This window comes from Nocardioides sp. QY071 (assembly GCF_029961765.1).
Classification (GTDB): Bacteria; Actinomycetota; Actinomycetes; order Propionibacteriales; family Nocardioidaceae; genus Nocardioides.
Genome location: NZ_CP124681.1, coordinates 1,482,957 through 1,497,270, shown reverse-complemented (window position 1 = coordinate 1,497,270; position 14,314 = coordinate 1,482,957). Strand labels below are relative to the sequence as shown.

Below are 14,314 nucleotides of genomic sequence, written 5' to 3'. Positions count from 1 at the left end.
ACCAAAGGGTCGGCTGGGTGCGCGCAGAACAGTACCTCAGCCGCATTCGGCCACCTCGGTCACGAACGGCCACTAGGGTGTCGCCGGTGAGCGACCCCTACGGCCAGAACCCGCCGCCGAACCCGTACGGCCAGGGCCCCCAGGGCCAGAACCCCTACGGCCAGCCGACACCGCCCCCGCCGTACGCCGGCGCGTCGGGCGCCGGTGGCGGGTACGGCGCCCCGGGCGCCTTCCCCGGCGGGTCCGACCCGCTGCCGCCGAAGACGGACGGGATCTCGATCGCCGCGCTGGTGACCAGCCTGCTGTGCTGCCTCGCCCCGCTCGGGGTCATCCTCGGCTTCGTCGGCCTGTCCCGCACCAAGGGCGGGCAGCGCAAGGGCCGCGGGCTCGCCGTGGCGGGCATCGTGATCGGCCTGCTCATGTCGATCGGATCCGCGGTCGCGGGAGCCGCCCTGTTCATCTTCGCCGACTCGCTCGTCTCCCTGGACGACGCAACCGCCGGCCAGTGCGTCGACCTGACCAAGGACGACGGAACCGTTCTCATGCGCGAGAAGAAGTGCACCGAGAAGCACGACGCGGAGATCGTGGCCACGACGACGGTCACCGAGGACAACCTCGAGGCCATCAAGAGCAGCATGGGCACGTTCTGCGCGACCCTGGTGAGCAGCGAGGACGCCGAGAAGCTCAGCGGTGTCGAGGGGCTCGAGTACAACGCGATCATCGAGGACCCGAAGGACATCGAGGTGGGCCACCACATGGTCTGCTACGTCGAGAGCGACCACAAGCTGACCGAGCCGATCCTCTGACCTGATCGGCCTGCTCGGATGACGAACCCGTACGGCGGCGGCTATCCCGCCTACGAGCCGGGCTCGAACCCGTACGACAGCCCGTCGTACGGGACCCGGCCGTCGTACGACGGGCTGTCGATCGCCGCCTTCGTCTGCTCGCTCACCTGCTGCGCGGCGCCGATCGGGATCGGGCTCGGCATCGCGGGCATCGTGCGGACCCGCGAGGGCCGGCGCTCGGGACGGTGGGCAGCGGTGACCGGGCTGGTCCTCGGCGTCCTCGTCGTGGTGCTCGGGATCGGGTTCGTCGTCTTCGCCGCCGTCATGGGCAGCCGCACGGTCTGGGAGGACGAGGCGCGCGTCGGCCAGTGCATCGACCTCGACTTCCTCGACGACCCGATCAAGGCGTCCTGCAGCGAGCCGCACGCGGGTGAGGTGATCTGGGCGGGTCGGTTCGACGCCGACCAGGCCGGCGCCTTCACAACGGTGTCGCGTGCTGCGTTCTGCCTGGCCCTCCCCCTCGACCCGGCTTACCGCTCGGCGATCGAGAGTGGCGAGTACGACGTGCGCGTCGAGACAGACGCGTTCGACGAGGACGATCCTGACAGTGGGGATGCCTTCTTCTGCTACATCGATCGCGGCGACGGCGAGAAGATCACCGGTCGGATCCGCGACGCGGGTGAGCAGGTCGGCGCGTGACGATCAGCGGGCGAGCGCCTCGCGCTCGACCGCACCCTGCCAGCGGAGCAGCACGCCGGCCCCGTCCGGGCCGGGTCGGCGGCGAGCTCCCGCACGACGGGTCGAGGCGCGGCGATCCACCGCTCCTCGGTCACGACGACCGGGCTCGCCGTCACACCACGCTGAGCGGCAGCAGCTTCTGCCCCGTGGGGCCGACCTGGATCTCGGTGCCCATCTCCGGGCACACACCACAGTCGTAGCAGGGGGTCCAGCGGCAGTCCTCGACCTCGACGTCGGACTCGCCGGCACCGACCGCGAGGGCGTCCTCCCAGTCGGCCCACAGCCAGTCCTTGTCGAGACCGGAGTCGAGGTGGTCCCAGGGCAGGACCTCGTCGTACTCGCGCTCGCGGGTGGTGAACCAGTCGAGGTCGACGCCGGTGCCCGCGAGCGCGCGCTCGGCGGCGGCGGCCCAGCGCTCGAAGGAGAAGTGCTCGGACCAGCCGTCGAAGCGGCCGCCGTCGCGCCACACCTGCTCGATGATCCGGCCGACGCGGCGGTCGCCGCGGGACAGCAGGCCCTCGATGATGCCGGGCTGGCCGTCGTGGTAGCGGAAGCCGATCGCCTTGCCATAGCGCCGGTCCGCGCGCACGGTGTCGCGCAGCACCTGCAGGCGCCGGTCGGTGGTCTCGACGTCGAGCTGGGCGGCCCACTGGAACGGCGTGTGGGGCTTGGGCACGAAGCCGCCGATGGAGACGGTGCAGCGGATGTCGTTGCGGCCGGAGACCTCGCGGCCGGTCGCGATCACGCGCTTGGCGAGCTCGGCGATCTGCAGGACGTCCTCGTCGGTCTCGGTGGGCAGGCCGCACATGAAGTAGAGCTTCACCTGTCGCCAGCCGTGGGAGTACGCCGTCGCGACGGTGCGGATCAGGTCGTCCTCGGTGACCATCTTGTTGATCACCTTGCGCATTCGCTCACTGCCGCCCTCGGGCGCGAAGGTCAGGCCGGAGCGGCGGCCGTTGCGCGAGAACTCGTTGGCCAGCGTGATGTTGAACGCGTCGACGCGGGTCGAGGGCAGCGAGAGCGAGACGTTGGAGCCCTCGTAGCGGTCGGCGAGACCGGTGGCGACGTCGCCGATCTCGGTGTGGTCGGCCGAGCTCAGGGACAGGAGCCCGACCTCCTCGAAGCCGGTCTTCTTGATGCCGTTGTCGACCATCGCGCCGATGGTCTCGATCGAGCGCTCCCGCACCGGCCGGGTGATCATGCCGGCCTGGCAGAACCGGCAGCCGCGGGTGCAGCCGCGGAAGATCTCGACGGAGAACCGCTCGTGGACGGTCTCGGCGAGCGGCACCAGCGGGTTGCGCGGGTAGGGCCACTGGTCGAGGTCCATCAGGGTGTGCTTGCGGACCCGGTCGGGAGCCTCCGGGTGGTTGGGTACGACGGCCGCGATCGCCCCGCTGTCGTCGTACGACACGTCGTAGAACCGGGGCACGTAGACCGTGCCGGACACGGCGAGGCGGCGCAGCAGCTCCTGGCGGCCACCGGGGCGGCCCTCGCCCTTCCACTCGCGCACGACCTCGGAGATCTTGAGCACGACCTCCTCACCGTCGCCGAGGACGGCGGCGTCGACGAAGTCGGCGATCGGCTCGGGGTTGAACGCGGCGTGGCCACCGGCGACGACGACCGGGTGCGACTCGTCGCGGTCGGCGGCGTGCAGCGGGATGCCGGCCAGGTCGAGCGCGGTGAGCAGGTTGGTGTAGCCGAGCTCGGTGGAGAAGCTCACGCCGAACAGGTCGAACGCGCCGACGGGGCGGTGGTTGTCGACCGTGAACTGCGGGATCTGCTGCTCGCGCAGCACCTTCTCCATGTCGGGCCACACGGCGTAGGTGCGCTCGGCGAGGATCCACTCCCGCTCGTTGAGCACTTCGTAGAGGATCTGGACGCCCTGGTTGGGCAGGCCGACCTCGTAGGCGTCGGGGTACATGAGCACCCAGCGCACCTCGGCGGCGTCCCAGTCCTTCGAGACCATGTTGAGCTCGCCGCCGACGTACTGGATCGGCTTGGAGACCGAGAGCAGGTGGGGCTCCAGCCGGGGGAAGACGGACTCGACGGACATGCCCCCGATTCTACGAGGGCTCGGGAGTGCGCGCGGCATCGTCGCGGGCGGCAACACCGGCCCCCGTAGGATCGAGCACCATGAGCGCCTCCACCTCCGGACGACTCGGGTGGACGGTGTTCACGCCGCCTCTCGCGGCGATCGTGCTCGCCGTGAGCTGGGGCACGCACCCCGGCCCGCTCGCGGCCAGCCTGATCGGCGTCGCCCTCATCGGGGCGGTTCTCGCCGCGGTCCACCACGCCGAGGTCGTGGCACACAAGGTGGGTGAGCCGTTCGGCTCGCTGCTCCTGGCCGTCGCCGTGACGGTGATCGAGGTCGGCCTGATCGTGATGCTGATGGTCTCCGGCAGCGGCGACACCTCCACGCTGGCCCGCGACACGGTCTTCGCGGCGGTGATGATCACGGTCAACGGCATCGTCGGACTGGCGCTGGTGGTGGGCGCGGTCCGCCACCATCTCGCCGTCTTCAACCCGGAAGGAACCGGATCGGCTCTGGCGACGGTGATCACGCTCGCCGGCCTGACCCTGGTCGTGCCGACCTTCACCGTCAGCGAGTCCGGTCCGGTCCTCACCGGCACCCAGCTGACCTTCGCAGCGCTCGCCTCGCTCGTGCTCTACGGATCGTTCGTGTTCACCCAGACCGTCCGCCACCGCGACTTCTTCCTGCCCGGCACCACCTCCACCCCCGGCGGTTGGACGGCGCAGAACGACGCCGACGGCGACGACCACGCGGACCCTCCGACCGGTCGGGAGACGAAGGTCGCCCTGGTGCTGCTGATCGTCTCGCTGGTGACGGTCGTCGGCCTGGCGAAGGTCGAGTCCTACTCGATCGAGGATGCCGTCGACTGGTTGGGCTTCCCGCACGCCGTGGTCGGCGTGGTGATCGCGATGCTGGTGCTGCTGCCCGAGACGATCGCCGCGGTGCGCGCCGCCCGTCAGCAGCGCGTCCAGATCAGCCTGAACCTCGCCTACGGCTCGGCGATGGCCTCGATCGGCCTCACCATTCCAGCGATCGCGGTGGCATCGATCTGGCTCGACGGCGACCTCGCGCTCGGGCTCGACCCGCTCCAGCTCGTGCTGCTCGCACTGTCCTCGGTGGTCGGGATCCTGACCGTGGTGCCCGGGCGTGCCAAGCCGCTCAACGGCATCGTGCACCTGCTCCTCCTCGCGGCCTTCCTGCTGCTGACGGTGGCGCCGTGAGCCGCCGCCTGCCAGGGCGTGTCCTCGCCACCGCCACCGCGACCATGCTCGCGCTCGGCCTGGCCGCCTGCTCCGCCGACGAGCCGGCCGCCGACCCCGACCGGATCGTGCTCACCCCCGCCAAGGACGGGGGGTCCGGCGCCCAGCCGGTCGGCAACCCGGTCGGCGACGGCACCGCCGCCGAGGTCGAGGGCTACCGGATGACCGACGTCACGCTGCCCGGCGCCGACGGCACGGGCGACGTGTCCTTCCGGATCCTCGACCCGTCCGGCGCGCCGCTGACGGCCTACACCGAGGAGCAGACCAAGCTGCTCCACCTCTACGTCGTGCGCGACGACCTCGACCAGTTCCGCCACCTCCACCCCACCCTCGCCGACGACGGCACCTGGACCGCCCGCGTCGACCTCGGTACGCCGGGCAGGTGGCGTGTGGTCGCCGAGTTCATCCCGCAGGGCGCGGCGAACCCGATCGTCCTCGGTACGACGCTGCGCGTGGCTGGCGACTGGACGCCGGTCGACGTACCGCGGGGCAAGCCGGCCGAGACCGGCGACGACGGCGTCGTGCGGGCCCGGCTGCGGGCCGAGGGCGAGGTCGGGCCCAACGGACGGCTGCGGCTGCGGCTGACCGACGCCGACGGCGAGCCGGTGGCGCTGGGCAGCTACCTCGGCACCAGCGCGCACCTGACCGGCTTCGCGGTCGACTCGCGCGGGTTCGTCCACGTCCACCCCTACGGCGCCCCCGAGGTCACCGACGACGGGACCGTCCTCACCTTCCACACCGTCTTCACCCAGCCCGGCGACTACCGGCTGTTCCTGCAGGTGCGCGTCGACGGGCTGCTCCACCAGCTCGCGGTGACGGCACCGGTCAACGCCTTGAAGGAGAACTCGTGAACCCGCGCATCGCCGGCCCCGTCGCCGTACTGCTCGCCTCGTCGGTGCTCCTCGCCGGCTGCGGTGGCGACGACAAGCCCCAGAGGTCCGGCTCCACACCGAGCACGACCTCGTCCGCATCGTCGTCCGCGACGCCCACGCCCTCCGCGCAGGAGGGGACCGCCGAGGACGCGCGTCCCGTGGTCGAGGCGGTCGCCACGGCGCTGCGCACCGCCGGCAGCGTCCGGGTCGACGCCTCGCTCGCCGGCGGCCCGGCCCGCGAGCTGACCGTCGACACCACGCCGATCGCCGACGCGCTCGGGAAGGTCGCCCTCCCCCAGCAGCTGGTCCACGTCGGTGCCGAGCAGGTCGACGGCGTCGCGACCGAGCACTACCGGATCACCCTCGACCCACGGGCCGCGCTCGCCGGCATCACGCTGCCGGCGCAGGTCCAGTCCATGCTCCCCGACACCCTCGACGCCGACGTCTGGCTCGACGCCCAGGACCGGCCGGTCAAGGTCACCGCCGAGCCCGGGGTCGAGCTGAGGTTCAGCGACTGGGGCGTCAGCGCACCCTGAGGTCCAGGGTCGTCACGGGGCTGGTGAACGTGTCGACCCGGATGCTGACCTGCAGCTTCCAGGTACCGGTGTGCGGGAAGACGACGTCGGCGGAGTAGGTGCCGGCGCCGCTCGGCACGACCGGGATCGTGCCGAGGTCGACGCTCTCGGAGCGCAGCGCCACGGCCGGGGCGCCGGCCAGGTCGAGCGGGTCGCCGGCGAGGTTCTGCACCTGGACGATCAGCCTGCGCTGCAGGCCCGGGCCGGGGTCCAACACAGCGAGCACCTTGAGGTCGTCGCCGGCGACCCCGGTCACGACACCGGTGTCGGCGGTCCGCGCCTCGGCAGGCGCCTCACCGCCCGGCGGCTTCTGGGTGAGGAAACCGGTGACGCCGAGGACCGCGACCAGCAGGGCGGCCTCGGCCACGACGGTACGCCGGACCAGGCCGGTCGCGAGCCGGCGCTGGTCGTGCCCGCCGTCGCCCGCGACGCGCGGCACCAACCGGAACCGGTTGTAGGCCGCGATCGCCACGACCACCAGCACGAGGGCGACCTTCACCAGCAGCAGCCGGCCCCAGGTCTCCTCGACGAGCGGCGCCCAGGCACCGACGATGCGCCAGGCCATCAGCACGCCGGTGACGGCGAGCGCGGTCAGCAGCGCGGCCGCGACCGTCGAGAACCGGGTGATCAGGAGCGCCGCGTCCTTGGGCCGCCCGGCGATCGCGGGCAGGGCGAGCGCGAGGCCGACGAGCCCGCCGAGCCAGACCGCACCGGCGCTGAGGTGCAGCGCGTCGGTGACCACGAGCAGCATGCTGGGCTCGTAGGCGCGGGTGTGGCCGACGAGTGCGGGTGACCACACGGCCAGCGCGGTGACGAGGTCGACGACCAGCGACGAGCGCGCCTGCCCGGCCGCCCAGGCCGCTACGCCGAGGCCGGCGGCCTGGAGGGCGAGCACCTGCAGGTCGTCCTGCACCAGGCCGGGGTCGAACGAGCCCGGGTCGAGGACGCCGCCGAGGCCGGAGCCGAGCTGGTACGCCCCCGCCAGCGGTACGGCGAGCGCCGCCGCGAGCACCGCCACCAGTGCGCTGCCGCGGAGCACGCGCACCAGGCGTCGTCGTACGTCATCGGGCAGGCGGACACCGCGTGCGGTCCAGGCCAGGAAGAGCGCCAGCCCGCCGGCCAGGAGCAGTGCGGTGTAGTCGAGGCCGTGCACGATGCCCTGCACGGTCGGCACCGCGCCCGGGTCGGCCGGGCCGGTCTGGGGCGGGACGACCTTCGGGCTGGGTGCTCCGACGTGGAAGGTGAGCGAGCCGGCGATCGGGTGGCCGTCGGCGGAGACCACGCGCCAGGTGACGACGTAGGTCCCGTTGTCGAGCTCGCCCGGCAGCCGCCCGGTCACCTCGACGCCCTTGGCGGACGCCTCGACGTCGACCCGCTTGCCCGCGGCGTCGAAGGCGAGCAGGCCGTCGGGAACGAGCTGGACCGGCTCGTCGAAGGTGAAGCTCACCTCGCTCGGCGCCTCGGGCAGGACCGTCCCCTCGGCGGGGTCGGTGGAGACGAGGGTGGCGTGTGCCGACGCCGGCCCCGCGGTCCCGACCACCGTCAGGACGGCGACCAGGACCGCGAGCAGGTACGCCGGCACACGCCGCATCATCGGGCCCTCAGGCCTTCTTGCCGGAGCGGGCCAGGGCGAGGCCGCCGAGCGCGAGGCCGCCGATGCCGGCGACCAGGCCGCCGATGGCGAGGCCGTTGCCGTCGCCCTCGTCGTCCGCGGCGTCGGCCTTCGCGGTGGCGGTGTCGTCGGCCTTCTCGTCGGACTCCGCCGCGCCGCCGTGGTGGCCCTCGGCGCTGGCCTCGGTGACGGTCAGGGCAGGCGCCGGGTTCTCCAGCTCCTCCTCGTCCTGGCCCTCGGCCGGGGTCTCGTTCCAGGCGGTCTCGCCCTTCTCGCAGGTCTGCAGCACCGGGAAGGTGAGGGTCTCGCCCACCTTCTCGGGCAGCTGCAGCGACAGCGCGAGGGTGTCGCGGTAGCCGTCGGCCAGCGGGGTCTTCGCGGTGTAGACCACCTGGCTGACCCGCTCGGTGATCTCGTTGCCGTGGGCGTCCTTCAGCGGTTCGGCGAGCTTCTCGCTGACCTTCTCGACGGTCCAGTTCGGGTTGACGGTCGGCGTGACCTGCGGGACGTCCTCAGGCATCTGGATGGCCACCTTGGTCGTCGGCGACCCCTCACAGCCGTGGGGCACGCTGAAGGTGAGGACGGCGTACGAGCCGGCTGCAGTGGTGTCGGGCGACACGCTGACGTGGGCGCTCGCGGCGCCGGCGGTCAGGGCGACGATGCCGAGCGCCGCGGTGGCGCCGAGGGTGGGCAGGGTGAAGCGTCGGATCTGCATGGATGTCTCTCTCGGTTGACTCGGGTGTTCGGGGGCGCGGCGAACGGCCTGCCTCCCGCTGAGTCAGGGAGTCAGGCGATCGCGAGAGAGTCCGCCGGCGGACCACGGGTCGGGGCGAGGGCACGGTGCTCGCGCGCGGTGCGGGTGCGTCGCAGTGCCGGTGGGCCGGTGCGGCGCGGCGCAGGAGGAGGTACGACGCCCTGCTCGGTCCAGCCCAGCAGCACCTCCACGGCCCGGCGGCGCAGCACCCACATGACGCCGGTGACCACGGCCGCCAGCAGGTGGGCGCCCAGCATCACCGGGGTGAGCCCGAGGAAGGCCGACGCCGCGTGCTCGTGGCCGGGGTGCTGGGCGGGGGCCAGGGCGACCAGCCACGCGTGGCCGAGCACCTGGGCCGCCAGGAGGCCCGGCAGGACCACCCGGACGCTGGCGCGCTCGCGCAGCACGACGGTGCTGGCGCCGTACACGAGGACGGCGAAGGCGGCCAGCCAGCCGACCGACGGGACCTCTCCCCCGGCCGCCAGGTGGGCCAGGACCAGCGCGGTCACGCTCTCGAGGCTGCCGAGCGTCGCCGAGAGACGCACGCGGGAGCGCGGCGCACGGCGGACGGTCAGCACGGCCCCATCCTGCCGGATGCGTGGTCGGGTACGTACGTCGCAACTACCGGATATGTCGTGAGATGGGCCGCACCACGACGAATTCGGTAGTTGCGACGTACTCCATCAGCCCCGGACGAGCACCCGCTGCTGGGCCGCGAGTCGCGACGCGGGCGCGGAGAGGGTGCGCAGGTGGATGTTCTGGAGCAGCCCGACGGCGAGCATCCCGGCGAACATGGACGAGCCGCCGTACGACACGAACGGCAGCGGGACGCCGGTGACGGGCATGATGCCGAGGCACATGCCGATGTTCTGGAAGGCCTGGAAGCCGAACCAGCAGGCGATGCCGGCCGCGGCGATGCGGCCGAAGACGTCGTCGGTGCGGGTGGCGATGCGCAGCGCGCGCCACAGCACGACGCCGAGCAGGGCCACGACCAGCGCGGCGCCGACCAGGCCGAGCTCCTCGCCGGCGACGGTGAACACGAAGTCGGTGTGCTGCTCGGGGACGAAGCCGGACTGGGTCTGCGAGCCGTGGAACAGCCCCTGCCCGAACAGGCCACCGTTGCCGACCGCGATCCGGGCCTGCTCGACGTTGTAGCCGGCCCCCTTCGGGTCGAGCGCGGGGTTGGTGAAGGCGAGGAACCGGTCGACCTGGTACTCCTTCAGCATCCCGCTCGACACCGCCGCGACCGCCGCCAGCACGCCGCCACCGGCGAGCAGCAGCAGCCAGCGCCGGTGGGCACCGGAGGCCGCGATCACGCCGAAGACGGTGGCGGTGAGCACGAGCATGGTGCCGAGGTCGGGCTGGGTCAGGATCAGCACGGCGGGTACGCCGGCGACCAGCAGCATGAGCAGCACGTCGGCGGTGCCTACGCGGTCGCGCCAGCGGCCCTCGCTGCGTTCGGCGACGACCAGCGCCATGCCGACCACGACGGCGAGCTTGGCCAGCTCGGAGGGCTGGAAGGACATCCCGCCGAGGATCAGCCACGAGCGGGAGCCGTTGATCGTCGAGCCCATCACGAGCACGAGCACCAGCCCGCCGATCGCGACGAGGTAGCCGATCGGCGCGAGGATCCGCACCCAGCGGTGGTCGGTGACCACCACCAACAGCATCAGACCGACCCCGATCACGACGTTGACGACCTGCTTGACCAGGAAGGCCCGGGTGTCGCCACCGGTGAGGTCGTCGCGCTCGAGGGTGGCCGACCAGATCAGCAGGCAGCCGAGCAGCGACAGGACGAGGACGGCGCCGAGCATGACCAGGTCGAGGTCGGCCCACTGCAGGCGCCCGACGCGCCGGGAGGCCGTCGTACGGCGGGTGCTGGCCTGGCCGCGGCCGGGGATCCGGTTGCTCACTGGTCGCCACCCTTCGCCCGCGCCGGCGGGAGGATCGAGCCGTCGTCGCCGAACGTCGGCAGCTGGGCCGGCGGCGTGACGCCGGGGATCGTGGCCTTGCCGGGGTCGACCTGGTCGCCGTCGACGCCGTACAGCGCCTCCCAGATCGCCCGGACGCCCGCACCGGTCGAGCCGGAGCCCGTGCCGCCCTGGCTCATCATCATCACGACCACGTAGTCCTTGGTGTAGGACGCGACCCAGCCCGTCGACTGCTTGCCGTAGACCTCCGCCGAGCCGGTCTTGGCGCGGATCCGGACCTTGTCGAGCGGGAAGCCCTGCAGCTTCCAGTTCATCGTGCCGCGCAGGGCGACGCCCTGCAGCGCCTCGTCGAGGTAGCTGAGCACCGAGGCCGGGATCTTGAGCTTGCGCTCCTTCGTCGGCTCGATCTCGCGGATCACCTTGCCCTCGGGCGAGACGATCGCCTTGCCGACCCGGGGCTCCCACAGCGTGCCGCCGTTGGAGATGGCGGCATACCCGCGCGCCAGCTGCAGCGGCGTCACGATGGTGTCGCCCTGGCCGATCGCGAAGTTGGCGGCGTCGCTGATCTTGTACTTCCAGCCCTCGACGCAGAACTCGCGGGCGAACTTGTAGACGAAGTCCGAGGTCTTGGTGTCCTGCGGCTTGTGGGCGATGCCGCAGTAGTAGCCCTTCATCGACTCGTAGTACTTGCGCTTCCACTTGCGGTCCGCGACCCGGCCCGAGGCCTCGCCCGGCAGGTCGACGCCGGTGCGCTCGCCGAAGCCGAACCTCTCGGCCTGCTCGACCAGCGGGTCCTTGGCCTTCGCGTCGTCGGGGTCGGAGCCGAGGGTCTGCCAGAAGTGCATGCCGACCTGGAAGAAGAAGGTGTTGCAGGAGACCTCGAGCGCTCGGGCGAAGGTGATCGGGCCGTACGCCGCCGACTCGTGGTTGTGGAAGGCGCGATTGCCGATCTGCACGGCCGACGAGCACGGCAGCACCGTGGAGGGCGAGTAGCCGTGGGTCAGCGCACCGACGGTCATGAACGGCTTCCAGGTCGAGCCCGGCGCGAACTGTCCCTGGAAGGAGCGGGCGAGCAGCGGCGTGCCGGCCGCCTCGGAGTAGAGCCGCGCCAGCTGCTTGTCGGTGATCCCACCGACCCACACCGAGGGGTCGTACGTCGGCTGGCTGGCCATCGCCACGATCCGGCCGGTCTTCGCCTCCATCACCACGGCGGCACCGGAGTCGGCCTCGAAGTTGCGCTTGGTGACCGGGTCGCGGGTCTGGCGCTGGGTCGCGATCATGTTCGCGAGCTGCTCCTCGACCACGCTCTGCACCTTCGCGTCGATCGAGGTGACCAGGGTGTCGCCGGGCTGCGCCTCGAGGCCGGAGACGTCCTCGCGGACCCGGCCCTTGGAGTCGACGGCGACCTGGTCGTAGCCGGGCTGCCCGCGCAGCCACTCGTCGTACTCCTTCTCGACGCCGGCGCGCCCGACGACGGAGGCGCCGTTGACCGAGCTGTCACCGGAGTCCTCGGCGGACTCGAGCTCGTCCTTGGTGATCGGGCTGAGGTAGCCGAGCAGGTGGGCCGCGTTGATGCCGTACGGCGAGGGGTACTGCCGCACGCTCTGGCGGTCGACCACCACGCCCGGGAAGTCCTCGGGCTGCTCGAGGATCCGCAGCGCGGCGCCCTCCTTGACGTCCTGCGCGACCGGGACGGGCTGGTAGGGCGAACCGTTCCAGCACTGGCCGGCGACCGCGCCGGTGTCGCCGCACAGCAGCAGCTTGGCGGCGATCTTCTCGACCGGGACCTCGATCGCGTCGGAGGTGCGGGCCAGCAGCTCGGTGCGGTCGGCCGCCGACATCTTGCCGATCAGGGTGCGGTCGATCGAGACCACCCAGATCAGCCGGTTGGTCACCAGCGGGCGGCCCATCGCGTCGACGATCAGGCCGCGCTGCGGCTGCACCACGATCTCGCGTACCGACTGCGAGGCGGCCTTGCCCTGGTAGCGCTCACCCGAGACGACCTGGAGGTAGTAGAGCCGCGCGCCGAGGGTGGCCAGCAGCGAGAAGACCAGTGTCTGGATGACGATCAGGCGCAGCCGGCTGCGGTGGGATGCGGCTGCGCTCACGTTCGCACCCGGATCCGCTGGGAGGGACGCGGCAGGCCGTCGCTCGTGGTGCGCTCGAGCAGCCACAACGTCGCGGGCACGACGACCAGCGCCGCCACCACGTCGAGCACCAGCGCGATCAGCGCCACGGGCAGCAGGTCGCCGATCGCCGCGCTGGAGTCGCGCAGCAGCAGTCCGGTGAGCGCGAAGACCGAGGTGCCGACGAACGACCCGCCCGCGGCGGCGGCCAGGGCGAGCGGCAGCGGCGGTCGTCGTACGCCCTCGCGGGCGAAGCGGCTGCCGGCACCGACATCGCCGGCGTTGTCGTGGACGAGCCGGCCCACGACGTACCCCACGACCATGAGAGCGAGCGCCCAACGGCCGGCGAGGTGGTCGGCGGGCGGCGCGATGTCGAGCAGGAGGCCGGCCCAGAAGCCGGTCAGGGTGGCGAAGCGGGTGTCGGTGGCGACGGCGGTCGCGACCACGACGAGCAGCACGACGTCGGGGACCACGCCGAGCCCGCCCACGTCCCAGGCGAAGTTGGGCAGCACCGTCACCTGCAGCAGCAGCGCGGCGAAGACGGCGACGAGGGTGGCGACCAGCCGGCCGCGGCGGTTCACTGCGTGCCTCCCTCGATCACGCGGCCCTGGGTGCCGTAGGGCACCACGACGCCGACCAGGTCGAGCGCGGTGAAGTCGACCGCCGGCGTGATGACGGCGCGGTACGACGTCTCCCGCAGCGACTCGTAGACCTTGCCGACCGTGCCGATCGGAACCCCGGCGACGTACGGCGAGCCGCCCTCGCTGCCCCAGGTCACGATCTGCTGGCCGACCTTCGGGACCACGTTGCGGTCGGCGAGCTCGAGCTCGAGCCGGTCGTCGGTGCCGAGCGTGCCGTGGCCGCGCACGAAGCCGAGCTCCTGGTTGTCGCCGATCCGGCCGCCGACCGACGACGTGTCGTCGACGATGAGCAGCACGGTGGCGGTGTGCGCGGTGACCGAGGTGATCCGGCCGACCAGGCCCGCTGCTGCGATCACGGTCATGTCGGGGCGCAGGCCCGCGTCGGACCCGGCGTCGAGGGTGATCGTGCTGGAGAACGACTGCGCGGCGCCGATCGCGATCACCCGGGCGGGCACGAGGGCGTATCCGATGTCACCGGACAGGGCGCGCAGCCCCTCGAGGTCGGCGAGGCGCTGGTCGTCGTACCCGGCCTTGCCGAGCTGGTTGCGCAGGTCGGCGTTCTCGGCCTCGAGCCGGCTGACGTCGTCGCGCAGCGAGCCGTTGGACCGGAGCGCGCCGGGCAGGTCGACGAGCGGGCGGACGACGGTGGACACGCCGGCCTGGACGGGGCCGACGACCTCGCCCACCACGCGGCGTACCGGGTCGACCGGCGAGCCGTCGCCCCCGGCCTTGTCGACCACCATCAGCGCCGCCGACGCGAGCACGAGCGCGACGACCAGGGACCGGGCCGGGCGGCCGGAGTCGCGCTCGGGGTCGCGGGAGGTGCCGGTGCGGCGTACCTGGCTCGGCGGTCGGGTGTCGATGGCCATCAGTGGTCACCTCCAGGCAGTCGGTGGGGGCGCCCCGTGCTCCGGGTGCGTGCATCGCAAGGCGGCGGAGCGAAGCCATACCGGGTTGTCTCGCGAGCGACGCCAACGCTGCGAGGCGCG

At 72.3% G+C, this 14,314-nt stretch carries 13 protein-coding genes; 5 read left to right on the top strand and 8 right to left on the bottom strand.

The genetic code is table 11. The features are described 5' to 3' along the window. Window positions 1-86 precede the first annotated feature (86 nt). Both QI633_RS07155 and QI633_RS07150 read left to right on the top strand, forming a co-directional pair. Window positions 87-806, top strand: a complete 720-nt coding sequence (locus tag QI633_RS07155) for a DUF4190 domain-containing protein (RefSeq protein ID WP_160158306.1) — start codon at window positions 87-89, stop codon at window positions 804-806. 18 nt (window positions 807-824) lie between these two features. Beyond that, the gene (locus tag QI633_RS07150) at window positions 825-1,484 is read left to right on the top strand and encodes a hypothetical protein (protein ID WP_282428536.1); all 660 of its coding nucleotides are present in this window, start codon (window positions 825-827) and stop codon (window positions 1,482-1,484) included. Window positions 1,485-1,635: 151 nt separating this feature from the next. Here the strand turns inward: QI633_RS07150 and QI633_RS07145 are convergent, their stop codons facing one another. Further along, a complete protein-coding gene (locus tag QI633_RS07145; RefSeq protein WP_141799771.1) occupies window positions 1,636-3,576 on the bottom strand; it encodes a TIGR03960 family B12-binding radical SAM protein in 1,941 nt (646 codons plus the stop codon). A gap of 80 nt (window positions 3,577-3,656) precedes the next feature. Here QI633_RS07145 and QI633_RS07140 point away from each other — a divergent pair, with 80 nt between their 5' ends. From QI633_RS07140 to QI633_RS07130, 3 genes are read left to right on the top strand one after another with little or no spacing between them, the layout of a single operon-like run. Beyond that, a complete protein-coding gene (locus QI633_RS07140; RefSeq protein WP_141799772.1) occupies window positions 3,657-4,775 on the top strand; it encodes an ionic transporter y4hA in 1,119 nt (372 codons plus the stop codon). Continuing rightward, window positions 4,772-5,665, top strand: a complete 894-nt coding sequence (locus QI633_RS07135; RefSeq protein WP_141799773.1) for a hypothetical protein — start codon at window positions 4,772-4,774, stop codon at window positions 5,663-5,665. The genes QI633_RS07140 and QI633_RS07135 overlap by 4 nt, the downstream gene beginning before the upstream one ends. After that, a complete protein-coding gene (locus tag QI633_RS07130; protein ID WP_282428535.1) occupies window positions 5,662-6,222 on the top strand; it encodes a hypothetical protein in 561 nt (186 codons plus the stop codon). The genes QI633_RS07135 and QI633_RS07130 overlap by 4 nt, the downstream gene beginning before the upstream one ends. Here the strand turns inward: QI633_RS07130 and QI633_RS07125 are convergent. The 7 genes from QI633_RS07125 to mreC all read right to left on the bottom strand — a co-directional run bounded on the left by QI633_RS07125 (window position 6,209) and on the right by mreC (window position 14,194). Continuing rightward, window positions 6,209-7,855 (bottom strand): copper resistance protein CopC, encoded by a 1,647-nt coding sequence (locus QI633_RS07125; protein ID WP_282428534.1) that lies wholly within the window; start codon window positions 7,853-7,855, stop codon window positions 6,209-6,211. The two genes, QI633_RS07130 and QI633_RS07125, sit on opposite strands and share 14 nt — an antisense overlap. A 7-nt stretch (window positions 7,856-7,862) precedes the next feature. Beyond that, window positions 7,863-8,588 (bottom strand): YcnI family protein, encoded by a 726-nt coding sequence (locus tag QI633_RS07120; protein ID WP_282428533.1) that lies wholly within the window; start codon window positions 8,586-8,588, stop codon window positions 7,863-7,865. A gap of 71 nt (window positions 8,589-8,659) precedes the next feature. Continuing rightward, on the bottom strand, window positions 8,660-9,205 hold the full coding sequence (locus tag QI633_RS07115) for a hypothetical protein (protein ID WP_282428532.1): 546 nt from the start codon (window positions 9,203-9,205) through the stop codon (window positions 8,660-8,662). 105 nt (window positions 9,206-9,310) lie between these two features. Continuing rightward, on the bottom strand, window positions 9,311-10,540 hold the full coding sequence (gene rodA, locus QI633_RS07110) for a rod shape-determining protein RodA (protein WP_282428531.1): 1,230 nt from the start codon (window positions 10,538-10,540) through the stop codon (window positions 9,311-9,313). Continuing rightward, window positions 10,537-12,666, bottom strand: coding sequence for a penicillin-binding protein 2 (gene mrdA, locus QI633_RS07105; RefSeq protein ID WP_282428530.1), 2,130 nt, complete (start codon window positions 12,664-12,666; stop codon window positions 10,537-10,539). Before mrdA ends, rodA begins: the two co-directional genes overlap by 4 nt. Next, window positions 12,663-13,265 (bottom strand): rod shape-determining protein MreD, encoded by a 603-nt coding sequence (gene mreD / locus QI633_RS07100; RefSeq protein ID WP_260806101.1) that lies wholly within the window; start codon window positions 13,263-13,265, stop codon window positions 12,663-12,665. The genes mrdA and mreD overlap by 4 nt, the downstream gene beginning before the upstream one ends. Then, entirely contained in the window at window positions 13,262-14,194 is a 933-nt protein-coding gene (gene mreC / locus QI633_RS07095) for a rod shape-determining protein MreC (protein ID WP_282428529.1), read from the bottom strand. The genes mreD and mreC overlap by 4 nt, the downstream gene beginning before the upstream one ends. Window positions 14,195-14,314 lie beyond the last annotated feature (120 nt).